At 73.1% G+C, this 16,625-nt stretch carries 17 protein-coding genes; 13 read left to right on the forward strand and 4 right to left on the reverse strand.

Translation table 11 applies throughout. From position 1 onward, the window contains the following. Positions 1 to 38 precede the first annotated feature (38 nt). From HC031_RS10690 to HC031_RS10705, 4 genes are all read left to right on the forward strand, one after another. Entirely contained in the window at positions 39 to 803 is a 765-nt protein-coding gene (locus HC031_RS10690; protein ID WP_167925064.1) for an SDR family oxidoreductase, read from the forward strand. Between the two features lie 103 nt (positions 804 to 906). Beyond that, positions 907 to 2,781, forward strand: a complete 1,875-nt coding sequence (gene glmS, locus HC031_RS10695; RefSeq protein WP_167925065.1) for a glutamine--fructose-6-phosphate transaminase (isomerizing) — start codon at positions 907 to 909, stop codon at positions 2,779 to 2,781. Positions 2,782 to 2,865: 84 nt separating this feature from the next. Next, a complete protein-coding gene (locus tag HC031_RS10700) occupies positions 2,866 to 3,258 on the forward strand; it encodes a holo-ACP synthase (protein WP_167925066.1) in 393 nt (130 codons plus the stop codon). Further along, the gene (locus HC031_RS10705) at positions 3,255 to 4,736 is read left to right on the forward strand and encodes an NAD(P)H-hydrate dehydratase (protein ID WP_167925067.1); all 1,482 of its coding nucleotides are present in this window, start codon (positions 3,255 to 3,257) and stop codon (positions 4,734 to 4,736) included. Before HC031_RS10700 ends, HC031_RS10705 begins: the two co-directional genes overlap by 4 nt. Here the strand turns inward: HC031_RS10705 and HC031_RS10710 are convergent. After that, the gene (locus HC031_RS10710) at positions 4,729 to 5,163 is read right to left on the reverse strand and encodes a large conductance mechanosensitive channel protein MscL (RefSeq protein WP_167925068.1); all 435 of its coding nucleotides are present in this window, start codon (positions 5,161 to 5,163) and stop codon (positions 4,729 to 4,731) included. The genes HC031_RS10705 and HC031_RS10710 overlap by 8 nt on opposite strands. Positions 5,164 to 5,376: 213 nt before the next feature. Between HC031_RS10710 and alr the strand changes: the two genes are divergently transcribed. The 9 genes from alr (at position 5,377) to HC031_RS10755 (ending at position 14,382) form a co-directional block, all read left to right on the forward strand. Next, positions 5,377 to 6,504: an alanine racemase gene (gene alr / locus HC031_RS10715; protein WP_167925069.1), complete on the forward strand. Its 1,128-nt coding sequence runs from the start codon at positions 5,377 to 5,379 to the stop codon at positions 6,502 to 6,504. Between the two features lie 46 nt (positions 6,505 to 6,550). After that, positions 6,551 to 7,555 carry an alpha/beta fold hydrolase gene (locus HC031_RS10720; protein ID WP_420813625.1) on the forward strand — a complete coding sequence of 335 codons (1,005 nt, stop codon included), beginning with the start codon at positions 6,551 to 6,553 and terminating at the stop codon, positions 7,553 to 7,555. Between the two features lie 22 nt (positions 7,556 to 7,577). Next, entirely contained in the window at positions 7,578 to 8,069 is a 492-nt protein-coding gene (tsaE, locus tag HC031_RS10725) for a tRNA (adenosine(37)-N6)-threonylcarbamoyltransferase complex ATPase subunit type 1 TsaE (RefSeq protein WP_167925070.1), read from the forward strand. 27 nt (positions 8,070 to 8,096) lie between these two features. Next, the gene (gene tsaB / locus HC031_RS10730) at positions 8,097 to 8,759 is read left to right on the forward strand and encodes a tRNA (adenosine(37)-N6)-threonylcarbamoyltransferase complex dimerization subunit type 1 TsaB (RefSeq protein ID WP_167925071.1); all 663 of its coding nucleotides are present in this window, start codon (positions 8,097 to 8,099) and stop codon (positions 8,757 to 8,759) included. Then, on the forward strand, positions 8,756 to 9,199 hold the full coding sequence (gene rimI, locus HC031_RS10735) for a ribosomal protein S18-alanine N-acetyltransferase (protein ID WP_167925072.1): 444 nt from the start codon (positions 8,756 to 8,758) through the stop codon (positions 9,197 to 9,199). The genes tsaB and rimI overlap by 4 nt, the downstream gene beginning before the upstream one ends. Then, positions 9,196 to 10,242: a tRNA (adenosine(37)-N6)-threonylcarbamoyltransferase complex transferase subunit TsaD gene (gene tsaD / locus HC031_RS10740; protein ID WP_167925073.1), complete on the forward strand. Its 1,047-nt coding sequence runs from the start codon at positions 9,196 to 9,198 to the stop codon at positions 10,240 to 10,242. Before rimI ends, tsaD begins: the two co-directional genes overlap by 4 nt. Before the next feature lie 10 nt (positions 10,243 to 10,252). Further along, entirely contained in the window at positions 10,253 to 10,507 is a 255-nt protein-coding gene (locus tag HC031_RS10745) for a hypothetical protein (protein ID WP_167925074.1), read from the forward strand. Positions 10,508 to 10,887: 380 nt separating this feature from the next. Further along, positions 10,888 to 12,591 (forward strand): ABC transporter transmembrane domain-containing protein, encoded by a 1,704-nt coding sequence (locus tag HC031_RS10750; protein ID WP_167925075.1) that lies wholly within the window; start codon positions 10,888 to 10,890, stop codon positions 12,589 to 12,591. After that, a complete protein-coding gene (locus HC031_RS10755) occupies positions 12,592 to 14,382 on the forward strand; it encodes an ABC transporter transmembrane domain-containing protein (protein WP_167925076.1) in 1,791 nt (596 codons plus the stop codon). It begins immediately after the preceding gene. Positions 14,383 to 14,430: 48 nt separating this feature from the next. On the opposite strand, the gene ybaK is transcribed toward HC031_RS10755, so the two are convergent. From ybaK to HC031_RS10770, 3 genes are all read right to left on the reverse strand, one after another. Beyond that, positions 14,431 to 14,910 carry a Cys-tRNA(Pro) deacylase gene (ybaK, locus tag HC031_RS10760; protein ID WP_167925077.1) on the reverse strand — a complete coding sequence of 160 codons (480 nt, stop codon included), beginning with the start codon at positions 14,908 to 14,910 and terminating at the stop codon, positions 14,431 to 14,433. A gap of 116 nt (positions 14,911 to 15,026) precedes the next feature. After that, positions 15,027 to 15,350 carry a hypothetical protein gene (locus HC031_RS10765; protein ID WP_167925078.1) on the reverse strand — a complete coding sequence of 108 codons (324 nt, stop codon included), beginning with the start codon at positions 15,348 to 15,350 and terminating at the stop codon, positions 15,027 to 15,029. Positions 15,351 to 15,400: 50 nt separating this feature from the next. After that, positions 15,401 to 16,579: a THUMP-like domain-containing protein gene (locus tag HC031_RS10770; protein WP_167925079.1), complete on the reverse strand. Its 1,179-nt coding sequence runs from the start codon at positions 16,577 to 16,579 to the stop codon at positions 15,401 to 15,403. Positions 16,580 to 16,625: the final 46 nt, after the last annotated feature.

Below are 16,625 nucleotides of genomic sequence, written 5' to 3' on the forward strand. Positions count from 1 at the left end.
ACGTCTCCGCGTGACCCGCACGTGGAGAAGGAGGCGCCATGCCTGAACAGTCCGCCCGTACCGCGATCGTGACCGGAGCATCCCGGGGAATCGGCAAGGCCACGGCTGAAAAGCTGGCCGCCGAGGGGTGCAACGTCGTGCTGACCTCACGTAAGCAGGAGACGCTCGACGAGGTGGCGGCGGAGCTGACGGAGGCGTACCCGAACGTCGGTGTGCTGGCGCACGCCGCGCACGCGGCCGAGCCGGACGAGGCCGCCGCCTGTGTCGACGCCGCGATGGCCCGGTTCGGGCAGATCGACGTGTTGGTCAACAACGCCGGCACCAACCCGTACTTCGGCCCGCTGGTCGACCTCGACCCGGATCGGGCCGAGAAGACCGTCCGGCTCAACCAGTTCGGCGTGGTGCTGTGGACGCAGCTGGTGTGGAAGGCGTCCATGGCCGAGCGTGGCGGATCGATCGTCAACGTGGCGTCGGTCGGTGGCCTGCTGACCGAGCCGGGGATCGGTTACTACAACGCGACGAAGGCGGCCGTCATCCACCTCACCCGGCAGTTCGCCCAGGAGCTCGCCCCGAAGGTGCGGGTGAACGCGGTGGCGCCGGGCATCGTGCGGACGCACCTGGCCCGCGCGCTGTGGGAGAACTACGAGGAGCAGCTCAAGGAGCACCTGCCGCTGGGGCGGATCGGCGAGCCCGACGACATCGCCGACGTGATCGCCTTCCTGGTCGGTGACAAGTCCCGCTGGATGACCGGGCAGACCCTGGTCATCGATGGTGGTGCGATGGTTCGCTCGTCGGTGGGGTGACCCTCGCGCCGTCGCCGGCCACCCACTATCGCGCAAACCGTGTGATTGAAAGTCTGTGTTTCGCTCATGGCTTTTGCGCAAAAGCCTGCTAGGGTTCTTGACCATGTGCGGCATCGTGGGTTACGTCGGCAACCGACCGGCGCTGGGAATCGTGCTCGACGGCCTGCGCCGTCTGGAGTACCGCGGCTACGACTCGGCCGGAGTGGCCATTGTCGACCGTGCTCTGTTGACCGAGAAGCGGGCCGGCAAGCTCGCCAACCTCGAGAAGGCGGTGGCCGACGGCGGCGGAGCCGGCCTCGGCGACGGCACCACCGGCATCGGACACACCCGCTGGGCCACCCACGGCGGCCCGACCGACCGCAACGCGCACCCCCACCGCTCGCAGGACGGTCGGGTCGCCGTCATCCACAACGGAATCATCGAGAACTTCGGCCGGCTGCGCGCCGAGCTCGAGTCGCGGGGCGTCGAGTTCACCAGCGACACCGACTCCGAGTGCGCGGCCCACCTGCTGGCCGAGGAGCTGGCCGCCCTGGGTGACGCGCAGGCGCCGCAAGAGCGCCTGGCCGAGGCGATGCGGCGGGTGTGCCGGCGGCTCGACGGCGCCTTCACGCTGCTCGCCGTCGACGTGCAGGCGCCCGGCGCGGTCGTGGGCGCCCGCCGCAACTCCCCGCTGGTCGTGGGCCGTGGTCGCGGCGAAAACTACCTGGCGAGCGACGTCAGCGCCTTCATCGAGCACACCCGCGAGGCGGTGGAGCTGGGCCAGGACCAGGTCGTCCTGATCACGGCCGATGCCATCGAGATCACCGATTTCGACGGCAACCCCGCACAGGGCCACGACTACCACATCGACTGGGACTCCCGGGCCGCTGAGAAGGGCGGCTACGACTACTTCATGCTCAAGGAGATCGCCGAGCAGCCGCAGGCGATCGCGGACACCCTGCGCGGCCGGCTGTCCGAGACCGGCGAGATCACCCTCGACGAGGTGCGCCTGTCCGACCAGGACCTGCGCGACGTCGACAAGGTGTTCATCGTCGCCTGTGGCACGGCGTACCACGCCGGCATGGTCGCCAAGTACGCCATCGAGCACTGGACGCGGATCCCGTGTGAGGTGGAGCTGGCCAGCGAGTTCCGCTACCGCGACCCGGTGCTCGACCGGTCGACGCTCGTCGTGGCGATCTCGCAGTCGGGCGAGACGATGGACACCCTGATGGCCCTGCGCCACGCCAAGGAGCAGAAGGCGCGGGTACTGGCCATCTGCAACACCAACGGCTCCACGATCCCGCGTGAGTCCGACGCGGTGCTCTACACCCACGGCGGTCCCGAGATCGCGGTCGCCTCGACCAAGGCGTTCCTCACCCAGCTCGTCGCCTGCTACCTGGTCGGGCTGCACCTGGCGCAGGTGCGCGGCGTCATGTACGCCGACGAGGTGGCCGCCGTCGTCGAGCAGCTGCGCGGCACGCCGTCCAAGGTGAACAAGGTGCTGGAGCAGATGGAGCCGGTCCGCGAGCTCTCCCGGGACCTGGCCAGCTCGCGGTCGGTGCTGTTCATCGGCCGGCACGTCGGATACCCGGTCGCTCTCGAGGGCGCGCTCAAGCTCAAGGAGCTGGCGTACATGCACGCCGAAGGGTTCGCGGCCGGCGAGCTCAAGCACGGCCCGATCGCGCTGATCGAGCAGGGCACCCCGGTGGTGTGCGTGGTCCCGTCGGCGCGCGGGCGCGGCGTCCTGCGGGACAAGGTCGTCTCCAACATCCAGGAGGTACGCGCGCGCGGCGCCCGTACCGTGGTCATCGCGGAGGAGGGCGACGACGCGGTGGCCGCGTACGCCGACCACCTGATCCTGGTGCCGCCGACCCCGACGCTGCTCGCCCCGCTGGTGACGACCGTTCCGCTGCAGGTCCTCGCGTGCGAGATCGCCGCCGCGCGCGGCCACGACGTGGACCAGCCCCGCAACCTCGCGAAGTCCGTCACCGTCGAATAACCCCCTATCGCGGATCTTGGACACTTGTGGGACCTATAGGCCCCACAAGTGTCCAAGATCTGGGGTACATGTCAGGGTGTACGTGTGATCGTGGCTGTCGGCATCGACGTCGTACTCGTGGAGCGGTTCGCACAGGCGCTGGCACGTACGCCGCTGCTCGCGGATCGCCTGTTCACCCAGGCGGAACTGACCACGCCGTCGGGCAACCCCCGCTCACCGGAGTCCCTGGCGGCCCGGTTCGCCGCCAAGGAGGCGGTCGCCAAGGCGCTGGGCGCGCCGGCCGGGCTGCACTGGCACGACTGCGAGGTGGTCACCGACCCGGACGGCCGGCCCTGGCTGACCGTCTCGGGCACGGTGGCGGCCGAGGCCAAGAGCCGGGGCGTGTCCCGCTGGCACCTGTCGCTGTCGCACGACGGGGGCATCGCCTCGGCCATGGTCGTGGCGGAGCAGCTACCCGAGCCGGGAAGCGCGGAATGAGGCCGGCCTGGCGGGTGGCGAGCATCCGGGCCGCCGAAGAGGCGTACATGGCGACCCTGCCGGCCGGCACGCTGATGCAACGGGCCGCCACGGCGCTCGCCCGTCGCTGCGCGGAACTGCTGGCCGACCGCTACGGCGGTGCGTACGGCCGCCGGGTGCTCCTGCTGGTGGGGGCGGGCAACAACGGCGGCGACGCGCTGTTCGCCGGCGCGGCGCTGGCCCGGCGTGGCGTACAGGTGGCGGCCGTGCTGCTGAACCCGGAGCGCACCCACGCGGCGGGCCTGTCGGCGCTCACCGCGGCGGGCGGGCGGACCCTCGCCGCCCCGCCGGACCCGGTCGACCTCGTCGTCGACGGGATCCTCGGCATCGGCGGCCGGGGTGGCCTGCGCGCGGACGCCGTCGATCTGGTGGCGCGGGCGACCGGTACGCGTGGAGCCGACGGCGCGCGCCCGACGGTCGTCGCCGTCGACCTGCCGTCGGGCATCGACCCCGACACCGGCGCGGTATCGGGCGAGGCGGTACGCGCCGACGTGACCGTGACCTTCGGCGCGCTCAAGGCCGGCCTGCTGATCGGGGCCGGTGCCGTACACAGTGGACTTGTCGAGCTGGTCGACATCGGGCTCGGGCCGTGGCTACGTGACGATCCGGCCGTCGAGGTGCCCGAGCTCGACGACGTGGCGGGCTGGTGGCCGCGGCCCGGGCCGGGTGACGACAAGTACACGCGGGGTGTCGTCGGCATCGCCACCGGATCGGCGGTCTACCCCGGTGCGGCCCTGCTGTCGACCGGCGGGGCCCTCGCAGGGCCGGCCGGCATGGTCCGCTACGCCGGCGCCGCGTTGGAGTCGGTCCGCGACCACTACCCGACTGTCATCCCCACCGGACGCGTCGCCGACGCCGGCCGGGTGCAGGCCTGGACGTGCGGCTGCGGCCTGGGCACCGACGAGCGGGCCAAGGCCGAGCTACGCGCCGTCCTGGCCGCGCCGGTGCCGGCGTGCCTGGACGCGGACGGACTCACCCTGCTAGCCGAGGACTCCGTTGTGGACACGTTGCGCGGGCGGCCGGCACCGACCGTTCTGACGCCGCACGACCGGGAGTTCGCGCGGCTTTCCGGCGGTGGTGAGCCGGGTGACGACCGGGTGGCCGCCACGCTCGGGCTCGCCGCGCGTACGGGCGCCGTTGTCCTGCTCAAGGGTGACCGCACGATCGTCGGCACGCCGGACGGCCGCGCCTACGTCAACCCGACCGGTACGCCGGCGCTGGCCACCGCCGGTACCGGCGACGTCCTGGCCGGCCTGCTCGGGGCGCTGCTCGCCGGTGGGCTGCCCCCGGAGCGGGCGGCGGTGGCCGCGGCGTACGTGCACGGCCTGGCGGGGCGCTACGCCGCGGAGTCGGGGCCGGTGACCGCGGCGGACGTCATCGCCGCGCTGCGGCCGGTGCTCGCGCGGGCGGGCATCTGGGGCGTCCGTTCGGCTACCTGACGGAGGTGACCGGCTGGTCGCTGCCGCAGTACTTGCACTTGGTGGCGGCCGGCTTGAGATCGTCGGACAGGCACGCCGGGCAGGTCTTGGTCGGCGCCGGATCGCCGAAGACCGTGATCCCGCGGCGGGCCTGGACGTGCTTGTACGGCACGACGATCAGGAAGTACACGACCGCCATGAAGATCAAGAAGTAGATGACCGCCGAGATGAACGAGCCGATGTCGAGGAACGTCTTGGCGTTCCCGGGCCGACCCAGCTGTACACCCAGTCCGATCGCGGTGCCGCCCTGCGCGCGGGCGATCAGCGGATTGATGATGAAGTTGGTGAAGGCGCTGATCAGTGTGCTGAACGCCAGCGCAACGACCAGGCCGACGGCGACGACGATGACGTCGCGACGCATGATGAAGTTCTTGAAGCCTCTGAGCATCGTCCCCTCCTGACGTGCGAGCCAGGGTGACGCGTGCGTTACAGGTGCCATGCTAGGTCGGGCCGGGCACCGTGGCCGTCACTCGGAGCTTGGTGCACAGATCTGCTCGGGTGGTGCGAAATGGGATAAATGCCGCCGGTGCGGACGGCGGTGGTCGCCGATCGGTGCTCCGTCCGGCGGGGTTTGTCCGGGGCGGTCGTTACTCTGGTCGGCATGTGGCCGGCGGAGGTACGCGTTGATCTCGACGCGATACGACAGAACGTGACGCTGCTCCGAGGCAGAACAGCCGCCGGTGTGATGGCCGTGGTCAAGGGCGACGGATACGGGCACGGCATGGTGCCGGTCGCCCGCGCCGCCCTGGAGGCCGGCGCGACCTGGCTGGGCGCGTGCACCCTGGCCGAGGCCCTCGAACTGCGGGCCGCCGGGATCAGCGCGCCGGTCCTCGCCTGGCTGCTCACCCCCGGCCTGCCGCTGCACGAGGGCGTCGAGGCCGACGTCGACCTGTCTGTCGCGTCACTGGCCGGCCTGGCCGAGGTGGTCGCCGCCGCCCACCGGGTCGGCCGGCCGGCCCGGGTGCACCTCAAGATCGATACCGGGCTCAACCGCGGCGGGGCCCTGGCCGCCGACTGGCCGCCGCTGGTCGAGGCGGCGGCCAAGGCGCAGGCGGACGGGTTGATCGAGGCCGTCGGGGTGTGGAGCCACTTCGCCTGCGCCGACGAGCCCGGCCATCCCTCGATCGACGCCCAACTCGAACAGTTCGCGGTCGCCCTTGCCGTCGCAGGGCGCTTTGGAATCAACCCCAAGGTGCGGCACATCGCCAACTCGGCGGCCGCCCTCACCCGCCCGGACGCGCACTTCGACCTGGTCCGCACCGGCATCGCGATGTACGGGCTGTCCCCGATCCCGTCGCGCGACTTCGGCCTGCGCCCGGCCATGACCGCCCGGGCCCGGGTGCTGATCGCCAAGCGCGTCCCCGCCGGCCAGGGCGTTTCCTACGGCCACACCTACGTCACGCCGAAGGAGACGACGCTCGCGGTCGTCCCGCTCGGTTACGCCGACGGCGTGCCCCGCGCGGCCAGCGGCGCGGGGCCGGTCGCCATCGGTGGCCGGGTGCACCGGATCGCGGGCCGGGTCTGCATGGACCAGATCGTTCTCGACTGCGGCGACACCCCGGTGGCCGCCGGTGACCTGGCGGTACTGTTCGGGCCCGGCGACGACGGCGAACCGACCGCCGACGACTGGGCGCGCGTGTGCGGCACCATCAACTACGAGATCGTGACGCGGTTCGGCAGCGCGCGGGTGCCGCGACGGTACGACGGAGAGCGGAGCACGGTTGGTTAGCACGACAAGGGCCCGGCGCGCCGGGATTTTCGGAGCGATCCTGGGCGTGGCAGCTGCGGGCGTCGCGGCCGGCATCACCGCCGAGCGGATGCTGGTCCGGCGCTCCCAGCGCCAGGACGACCCCTTCGCGGACGAGCCCTTCGGCCAGCTGCCTCACGACGACGAGCTGACCGTCACCACAGCGGACGGCGTCGACCTGCACGTCGAGGTCCTGAAGTCCGAGACCGGTCCGGACGACCTGACGGTCATCTTCGTGCACGGCTTCTGCCTGGACATGGGGACGTTCCACTTCCAGCGGCGTGCCTTCCAGGGCAGGTACCGGATGGTCTTCTACGACCAGCCGGGCCACGGCCGGTCCGGGCGGCTGCCCGCGGGGGAGTACACGCTCGACGCTCTCGGCAAGGGGCTCGCGTCGGTGATCGACGCCACAGCGCCGACCGGCCGGATCGTCCTCGTGGGCCACTCCATGGGCGGCATGACGATCATGGCGCTCGCCGAGCAGAACCCGCAGCTGTTCGTCGACCGCGTCGCGGGCGTCGTCCTGATCTCCACCTCGGCCGGCAACCTCGACCAGGTGACCTTCGGCCTGCCGGAGGTGGTCGCCCGGTTCCGGCACCCGCTCATGCCGCTCGTCCGTAACGCCGGCAAGATCACTGTGGCGATGGTGGACCGGGCCCGCCGGGCGGCGACCGACCTCGCCTGGCTGTTGACCCGGCGGTACGGGTTCGGCACCGAGCGTCCCAGCCCGGCCCTGGTCTCGTACGTGGAGCAGATGAACTCGGCGACCTCGGCCGAGGTGATCGCGCGCTACCTGCGTACGCTCTACACGCACGCCCGACTGCTCGCGCTGGCGGCGCTGCGGACGGTGCCGGTGCTCGTCGTCTGCGGCGACGTCGATGTGCTCACGCCACTGGCGCACTCACAGGAGATCTGCGAGGCGCTGCCGGACGCGGAGATGGTCGTCGTCGAAAACGGCGGGCACGTGGCGCTGCTCGAGCACGCCGACGAGGTCAACGCGGCGATCGGGTCGTTCCTGCAGAGGATTTCGTGAGTCGAGGGACGGGAGAGCGGCGATGACAGCGGTGCTGGCCACGGTCGACGACACGCGGGCCTTCGGCGAGCGGCTCGCGCGGGTGCTGCGCGCCGGTGATCTGGTGCTGCTGATCGGCCCGCTGGGCGCCGGCAAGACCGCGCTGGCGCAGGGGATCGGCGCCGGCCTCGGGGTCCGGGGCGAGGTGACGTCGCCGACCTTCGTCATCGCCCGGGTCCACCGGCCCGACCCGGCCCGCGGCGGACGGGTGCCGCTCGTGCACGTCGACGCGTACCGGCTGGGCGCCGTGCCCGATCCGCGCGCCGAGGTCGACGACCTCGACCTCGACGCCACGGTCGACGAGTCGGTCACGGTCGTCGAGTGGGGCGAGGGGCTGGTCGAGCAGATGGTCGACGCGTACCTGGAGGTTCGCATCGACCGCCGGGACGACGATTCCCGCACCGTCGACCTGGTGGGTCACGGCGGGGACTGGGACAGCCGGCTGGCCGGGCTGCCCGAGGCGGTTTCCCGGTAACTCGGCGGTGCGGACTAGGGTGGCTGCGTGCTGGTAGTGGTGGTTGACTCCGCGACCCCCGCGGTGACGGCGGCGGTGGCCGCGCTGCGCCCCGACGGGGTCGAGATCGTCGCGCAGCAGGTGAGCGTCGACGCGCGCGCCCACGGCGAGCTGCTCGCACCGGGGATCCAGAGCGTCCTGGCCGCTGCGGGTGTCAAACCCGGTGAGCTCGCCGCGATCGTCGCCGGGCTCGGACCGGGGCCGTTCACCGGCCTGCGGGTCGGTCTGGTCACGGCCGCGGCGTTCGGTCAGAGCCTGGACATCCCGACCTACGGTGTGTGCTCGCTCGACGCGCTCGGCTGGGGACAGCCGGGCACGGTCCTCGCCGCCACCGACGCCCGACGCAAGGAGCTGTACTGGGCGCTCTACGCCGACGGTGAGCGCATCGCCGGGCCGTCGGTGGACCGCCCCGACGAGGTCGCCGCCCGGGCCACCGCAGCGGGCGCGCAGCGGGCCGCGGGCGAGGGGGCGGAGAAGTACCCGCTGGGGCTGCCGGCCGCCGGCCCGCGCTACCCGGAGCCGGCGGCATTGGCCGCGCTCGCCGCCGAGCGCGTGCGCGGGCGGGCGCCGAGCGAGCCGCTCACCCCGCTGTACCTGCGGCGGCCGGACGCGACGCTGCCCGGGCAGCAGCGGAAGTCCGTCCTGCAGTGAAGATCGAGCGGCTGCGGTGGTGGCACATCGACGAGCTGCTGCCGATCGAGGCCGACCTGTTCGGTGAGGAGCGGTGGACGGCGGCGATGTTCTGGAACGAGCTGGCCGCGGGACACCACTACCTCGTCGCGACGTCGGACGACACGGTCGTCGGATACGCGGGGCTCGCGGTCAACCCGCCTGACGAGGGCTGGGTGCAGAACATCGCGGTCCGCCGTGACGCCCAGCGTCATGGCCTCGGACGCGCCCTGCTGGAGGCGCTGCTCGCCGAGGCGAAGACGCGCGGGGTACGCCGGACGCTGCTCGAGGTCGCCGTCGACAACGCCCCGGCGCAGAAGCTGTACGCCGGCTACGGGTTCGAGCCCGTCGGCCTGCGCCGTGGCTACTACCAACCGAGTAACACCGACGCACTGGTGATGTTGCGCGAGGAGTCGCAGTGAAAACCGAACCGCTGGTACTCGGCATCGAGACCTCGTGTGACGAGACGGGCGTGGGCATCGTGCGTGGCCACACCCTGCTCGCGGACGCGGTGGCGTCGAGCGTGGACGAGCACGCCCGTTTCGGCGGGGTCGTACCCGAGGTCGCGAGCCGCGCCCACCTCGAGGCGATGGTGCCCACCGTGCAGCGGGCCCTCGACACGGCCGGGGTGACCCTGGCCGACGTCGACGCGATCGCGGTCACCGCCGGGCCCGGTCTGGCCGGCGCGCTGCTGGTCGGTGTGGCGGCGGCCAAGGCGTACGCGCTCGCCGCGGACAAGCCGCTCTACGGCGTCAACCATCTCGCCGCGCACGTCGCCGTCGACACGCTCGAACACGGCCCGCTTCCGGAGCCGGCGATCGCGCTGCTGGTCTCCGGTGGCCACTCCAGCCTGCTGCGGGTCGACGATCTGGCCGGCGAGGTCGAGCCGCTCGGCTCGACCATCGACGACGCGGCCGGGGAGGCGTTCGACAAGGTCGCCCGCCTGCTCGGCCTGCCGTTTCCGGGCGGGCCGCCGATCGACCGGGAGGCGCGGGCGGGTGACCCGGCCGCCATCAGCTTCCCTCGTGGCCTCACCGGCCCCCGGGATCTGGAGCGCCACCGGTTCGACTTCTCGTTCTCCGGGTTGAAGACCGCCGTCGCCCGGTGGGTGGAGGCCCGGCAGCGCGCCGGTGAGCCGGTACCCGTGGCCGACGTGGCCGCGAGCTTCCAGGAGGCGGTCTGTGACGTGCTGGCGGCGAAGGCGGTCGACGCCTGCCGTACGCACGGGGTGGAGACGCTCGTGATCGGTGGCGGGGTCGCGGCCAACTCGCGGCTGCGGGCCGTGGCCGAGGAGCGCGCCGCGAAGTACGGGATCACCGTTCGGGTGCCGAGGCCGAAGCTGTGCACCGACAACGGCGCGATGGTCGCGGCGCTCGGGTCACACCTGGTCGCCGCGGACGCCCGCCCGAGCGCGCTGGATCTGCCGGCCGATTCGGCGATGCCGTTGACGGTGGTGACGGTCTAAGGGGTCTGTCGTGATCGCACGTATGTGGGAGGTACGCGCTCAGCCGGAGCGCTTCGGCGACCTGCTGGCGTGGGTGTGCGACACCGCGCTGCCCCGCGTGGAGGTCAGCCCGATGCACGTCAGCAGCGAGGTGTTCTCCTCCACCGATCACCGGATCGTGGTGATCTCCAAGTGGCGGGGCGAGCCCGAGTCGCTGCCCGAGCCGCCCGAGCATCTCGTCGCACGAGCGCCCCACTCCTGGGATTTCTCGCCGGTCGACCGCTGAGGGGGCGCCGGCGGCAGGTTCGTCAGGCGGTCCGGGTCTGCCCGGTGAGCCGCTTGACGGCGGCGGCGATGAGAGAGATCAGCAGGGCGCTGAGGACCTCCACCGCGATCGCGGAAACTACCTGGGACATTCCGGTTCTCCTTGGTGAGCCCTGTTGGCAGGTGAAACGTAGGGCTCCCGGGTTAACGCCAGGTGACTGCCACCGAAGATGGTGGTGACGCTCCGTAAACAAGGAGTGTGACGGTTCTTTCCGGTCCGTACGGGTGCGAGCGGTGCTCACCATGGCGAGAGAGCAGCGCTCACTGATTAGTGGCAACCGCATCGAACGCTGGAAAACGACAGGCGCGTCCGCGCGGGGTGGCCGTAAGGTCGGTCACACTATGAAGGCGTTACCTGTCAGCGACCCGGGCACGCCGGACCACCGCTCGGCGACCCGGTACCTGCTGTGGCTCGCCCGTACCCAGGCGGCCACGCTCGCCGGCGGCATCGCGTTCGGGATCATCTGGATGGCCGCGCCGGCGCTGGCCCCCGCGACCATCGGTCGCGCCGTCGACGCTCTCGCCGCCCACGACCGGCACGGGCTGGCCCGCTGGTCGGTCGTCCTGCTCGGGCTCGGCGTGGTCCAGACGGTCGCCGGCATGCTGCGGCACCGGTTCGCCGTCACCAACTGGCTCAGCGCCGCGTACCGGACGGTGCAGGTGACCACCAGGCAGGCCACCCGCCTCGGCGCGACCCTACCCAAGCGGGTCGCGGCCGGCGAGGTCGTCAGCATCGGCACCGCCGACATCAGCCACCTCGGCCACGGCCTGGACGTCCTCGCCCGGGGCTCCGGCGCGGTCGTCGCGGTCGTCGTCGTCACGGTCATCCTGCTGTCCGCCTCGCCGCGGCTGGGTCTGGTCGTCCTCGTCGGCGTGCCGCTGCTCATGGCCACCGTGGGACTGCTGCTACGCCCGATCCACCGGCGCCAGCACGCGTACCGGGAGCTGACCGGAGCGCTCACCGGCCGGGCCGCCGACATCGTGGCGGGCCTGCGGGTCCTGCGCGGCGTCGGCGGGGAGGCCGCCTTCGCGGCGCGCTACCGCGCACAGTCGCAGGAGCTTCGCGCCGCCGGGGTACGCGTGGCGCGGGTCGAATCGTTCCTCGAAGCCGCGCAGGTGCTGCTGCCCGGCGTCTTCGTGGCGCTGGTCACCTGGATCGGCGCCCGGTTCGCGCTGGCCGGCGAGATCACACCCGGCGACCTGGTCACCTTCTACGGGTACGCGGTGTTCCTGAGCTTTCCGATCCGCACCCTGGTCGAGGCGGCCCAGAAGCTGACCCGGGCGCACGTCGCCGCCCGGCGCGTCGTACGGGTGCTCGCGCTGCGGCCCGAGGTCGCCGACCCACCCACGCCGGCCACGCCGCCCGCCGCGACCGGCGACCTCGTCGAGCCGGTCTCCGGACTGGTCGTCCGGTCGGGGGAGTTCACCGCCCTCGCCGCCGCCGACCCGGCCGACGCGCTGGCCATCGCCGACCGGCTCGGCCGCTACGATCCCGCGTCCGCCGCCCGGCTCGACGGCGTGCCGCTGCGCGACCTGGCCGTCGCGGCCGTGCGGGAGCGGATCCTGGTCGCCGACAACGACGCCCGGCTCTTCCGCGGCCGGCTGTGCGACGAGCTGGCCACCGGCGCCGCCGTGGACCCCGCGGACCTCGAGGCGGCGCTGCACACCGCGGCCGCGCACGACATCGTCGAGGCGCTGCCCGACGGCCTGGACACCGAGCTCACCCAGGGCGGCCGGGAGTTCTCCGGCGGCCAGCAGCAGCGGCTGCGCCTGGCCCGGGCGCTGCTGGCCGACCCGCCGGTCCTGGTGTTCGTCGAGCCGACCAGCGCGGTCGACGCCCACACCGAGGCCCGCATCGGCGACCGGCTGGTGACCGCCCGGGCCGGCCGTACCACCCTCGCGTGCACCACGAGCCCGCTACTACTCGACCGGGCCGACCGGGTCGTCTTCGTCGCCGACGGCCGGGTCGTCGCCGAGGGGACGCACGCCGAACTGCGGCGCACGCAGCCGCGCTACGCGGCGACGGTCACCCGAGGGGAGAGCTGAGTGATCCTGCCCGTCGCCGACGGCGCACAGGTACGCGCGTACGCCCGTCAGCTGATCCGGCGCCACCCCCGCGGGCTCGCGGCCGTGCTCGGGCTGCACGCCCTGGCCGCCGTGAGCGGGCTGGCGGCGCCCCGGCTGCTCGGCCAGCTGGTGGAGTCGGTACAGCACGGCACGACGCGGCTGACCGTGGACCGGCTGGCGGGCGCGATCGCCGCCTTCGTGGTCGTACAGTCGGTGCTGGTCCGGTTCGCGACGTACGCGGCGGCGCGCCTGGGTGAACAGGTCCTGGCCGAGCTGCGCGAGGAGTTCGTCGAGCGGCTGCTGGCGATCCCGCTGTCCACCGTGGAGCGCGCCGGCGCCGGCGATCTCGTCAACCGGGTCACCCGCGACGTCAGCGGGCTGTCCGTCACGGTCCGGCAGGCGGTACCGGAGACGATCATCGCGGCCGTCACGGCCTGCTTCACCATCGGCGGGCTGCTCCTGGTCGGTCCGCTGCTCGCGCTGCCGTCCCTGCTGGCCGTCCCGCTGCTCGTGTTCAGCACCCGCTGGTACCTGCGCCGCGCGCCGGCCGGGTACCTGCGGGAGAACGCCGCGTACGCCGGCATGACCGACGCGCTGGCCGAGACGGTCGAGGGCGCCCGTACGGTGGAGGCCCTGCGGCTGGCCCGGCGCCGGCACGAGCGCATCGACCACGAGATCGGCGTCTCGTACGCCGCCGAGCGGTACACGCTGAGGCTGCGGACCGTCTGGTTCCCCTTCTGCGAGATCTCGTACGTCGTGCCGGTCGTGGCGACGCTGCTCATCGGCGGCTGGTTCTACCTGTCCGGGTGGGTGACGCTCGGCGCGGTCACCGCGGCGGTCCTGTACGTGCAGCAGCTCATCGACCCGCTGGACCGGCTGCTCAACTGGCTCGACCAGCTACAGCAGGGCGGCGCGTCCCTGGCCCGCCTGCTCGGGGTCGCCAACGTTCGCGACGACCTGTCCGGGCCGCAGAGCGTAGCCGCGTGGGCCGGACAGGTCGCAGACCGGCTGGCGCTTCCGGCCATCCCGGATAGTGAGCGGATCGAGGCGCGGGACGTGCGGTTCTCCTATGTGGACTCGCGAGACGTGCTGCACGGCATCGACCTGCGGATCGAACCGGGCGAGCGGCTGGCGATGGTAGGTCCGTCGGGGGCCGGCAAGTCCACCCTGGGCCGGCTGCTGGCCGGCGTGCACGCGCCCCGGACCGGCGAGGTGACCGTCGGTGGCGCGCCGCTGGCGGCGCTGCCGCTCGACGAGCTGCGCGGGCACGTCGCGCTGGTCACCCAGGAGCACCACGTCTTCATCGGTACGCTGCGCGAGAACGTGGCGCTGGCCAGGCCGGGGGCCGCCGACGAAGACGTACGCGGGGCGCTCGCCGCCGTCGACGCGCTCGACTGGGCGCTCGCCATCGGCCTGGACACCGAGGTCGGCGCGGGCGGGGCGACGCTGTCGCCGGCTCAGGCGCAGCAGCTCGCGCTGGCCCGGCTCGTCCTCGCCGACCCGCACACCCTCGTCCTGGACGAGGCGACGTCGCTGCTGGATCCGCGGGCGGCCCGGCACCTGGAGCGGTCGCTCGCCGCCGTCCTGGAGGGCCGCACCGTCATCGCGATCGCACACCGGCTGTTCTCGGCGCACGACGCCGACCGGGTGGCCGTCGTCGAGGACGGGCGCATCACCGAGCTGGGCAGCCACCGCGAGCTGATCGAGGCGGACGGCGCGTACGCGGCGCTGTGGCGGTCGTGGCACGGCTCCGCCGCCGTCCCCTCCTAGATCTTGGACACTTGTGCCACCCATGGGTCGCACAAGTGTCCAAGATCGCTAGGAAGCAGCGATCGGAGCCACCGCCGCGGCGGTCAGCCGTACCAGGTCGGCCGGGTCCAGCTCGATCTCCAGCCCGCGCCGGCCGGCGGACACGTACACCGTGTCGTGCGTCAGCGCGGAGGCGTCCACGACGGTGGGTAGGCGCTTGCGCTGGCCGAGCGGGCTGATCCCGCCGCGCACGTACCCCGTCGTGCGCTCGGCCTGGCCGGGATCGGCCATGGCGGCGCGCTTGCCGCCCGCCGCGCCGGCGAGCGCCTTGAGGTCCAGCGAACCCGACACCGGCACGACGGCCACGGTCAGCGCGCCGTCGACGGTCGCCACGAGCGTCTTGTAACAGCGGGCCGGATCGACCCCCAGCGCTGCCGCCGCCTCCGCACCGTACGACTCCGTACGCGGATCGTGTTGATATTCGTGCACGCGGTGCACGACCTTCTGCCTGTTGAGCAACACGGTTGCCGGGGTGCCCTGCCCTGCCACGACGCGTACGCTACCGCTTCAGACGTGGCCTTCGGGCCGGGGTTGCGGCCGTGTGATCTCCTGGTGATGTAGCCCGATGACGAAAGGTATGACGCGATGAAGGGGAGCCGCCGACTCTACGTGGTCGCGCTCTCCTGCCTTCTCGTCGTGGGGGCGGTGGTCGCGCTGGGAGCGCGCGCGTGGGCGACGGCGACGGTGCACCGCACCGAGGCGCGCTGCGGCCGGCCGGTGGCGGGCGCAGGACCGGCCGCGCCGGGGAGCGCAGGACCGGCCACGTCGGGGAGCGCGGGACCGGCCGCGCCGGCGGGGCCGACCCCCCAGGGACGCGTGGCCGGGCGGACCGGTCCGAACGCCGCACCGAGATCGGGCTCCGGCTCGTGGCGGGTGCACGCCCTGCGGATGGCGGGCTGCAGCGCCTGGCGTGAGGTCCACGGTCGCATGCGGCACCGGCACCACGGCGCCCACCTGCCGGCCCCCGGGGCCTCGCCGATCACGCCGGAACGCACAGCAGGGCGGTCTGCGCTCCAGCGACGCGCGTGAGCACCACGGTCAGCTCGGCGTCCCCGGTCAGCCGGAGGTCGCGGCGCAGCCGCTCCACATCCACCGCGGAGCCGCGCTTGGTGATGGTGATCCGGCCCACGCCACGGGCGTGCAACGCCGAGCGTAGCCGTTTCACCGAGAACGGCAGGGTGTCGATGATCTCCAGACAGCGCGCGTACGGCGTGGCCGTCGCGGCGTCGGCGTACACGTAGGCGATCGTCGGGTCGGCGAGCGTGCCGCCGACCGTGGCGGCGAACTCGGCGACCAGATGGGCCCGCACGACGGCGCCGTCCGGGTCGTACACGTACCGCCGCACCGGCCCGACCGGTGCGCTCTCCTGGCCGCTGCCGGTCAGCTCGTGCGCTTCCCCGTCGCGCAGCAGGGTCGCCCGGCGGGGCACGGCGGCCAGTGGTCCACACCAGAACGCGGCCTCCACGACCTCGCCACGTACCGAGACCCACTCCGCTTCGGCGCCGGGCGGCACGAGGTCGTGGTCGATGCCGGGGGCGAGCTTGAGCACGGTACGGGGTACCCGCCCGGCGAGCCCGACGACGAAGTCCCAGGGCGGGGAGTACGCGTTCGGGTCGAACACCCGCCGGCCGGCGGCGGTACGCCGGGCCGGGTCGCAGAACACCGCGTCGACGTCGTCGAGCGCCACGTCCCGGGCGTCGGCCGCGGCCACGCTGACCCGATCGGCCAGGCCCAGCGCGGTCACGTTCGCCGCGGCGACGGCGGCGGTGACCGGATCCGCGTCGACGGCCCGTACGCGCAGGCCGGCCCGGGCGAACGCGATCGCGTCGGCGCCGACGCCGCAGCCGAGGTCGGCGACGGTGCGCGCACCGGACGCGGCCAGCCGGGCGGCGCGGCGGGTGGCCACCTCGGCGCGGGTCGCCTGCTCCAGCCCGGCGCGGGTGAAGAACATGGCCCGGGCGTCGGCGCCGAACTTCGCCTCGGCCTTGCGCCGTAGCACGGCCTGGGTCAGGGCGGAGGCGGCCAGTTCAGGCGGGATCGATCGCGCGCGCAGCGCCGACGCCGCGCTGAGCGGGTCGTCGGTCGCGACGTCGGCGGCGGCGGTGAGCGCTTCCGCGCCTTCCGGGGTCAGCAGGGCGGCCAGCCGGTCGAGGTCCACCCCGCCATTCTCGCCGGAGGGCGTACGCCCGCCGCGGGCGTACGGA

Origin of the sequence: Planosporangium thailandense (genome assembly GCF_011947195.1) — a bacterium.
In the GTDB taxonomy this organism is placed as follows: Bacteria; Actinomycetota; Actinomycetes; order Mycobacteriales; family Micromonosporaceae; genus Planosporangium; species Planosporangium thailandense.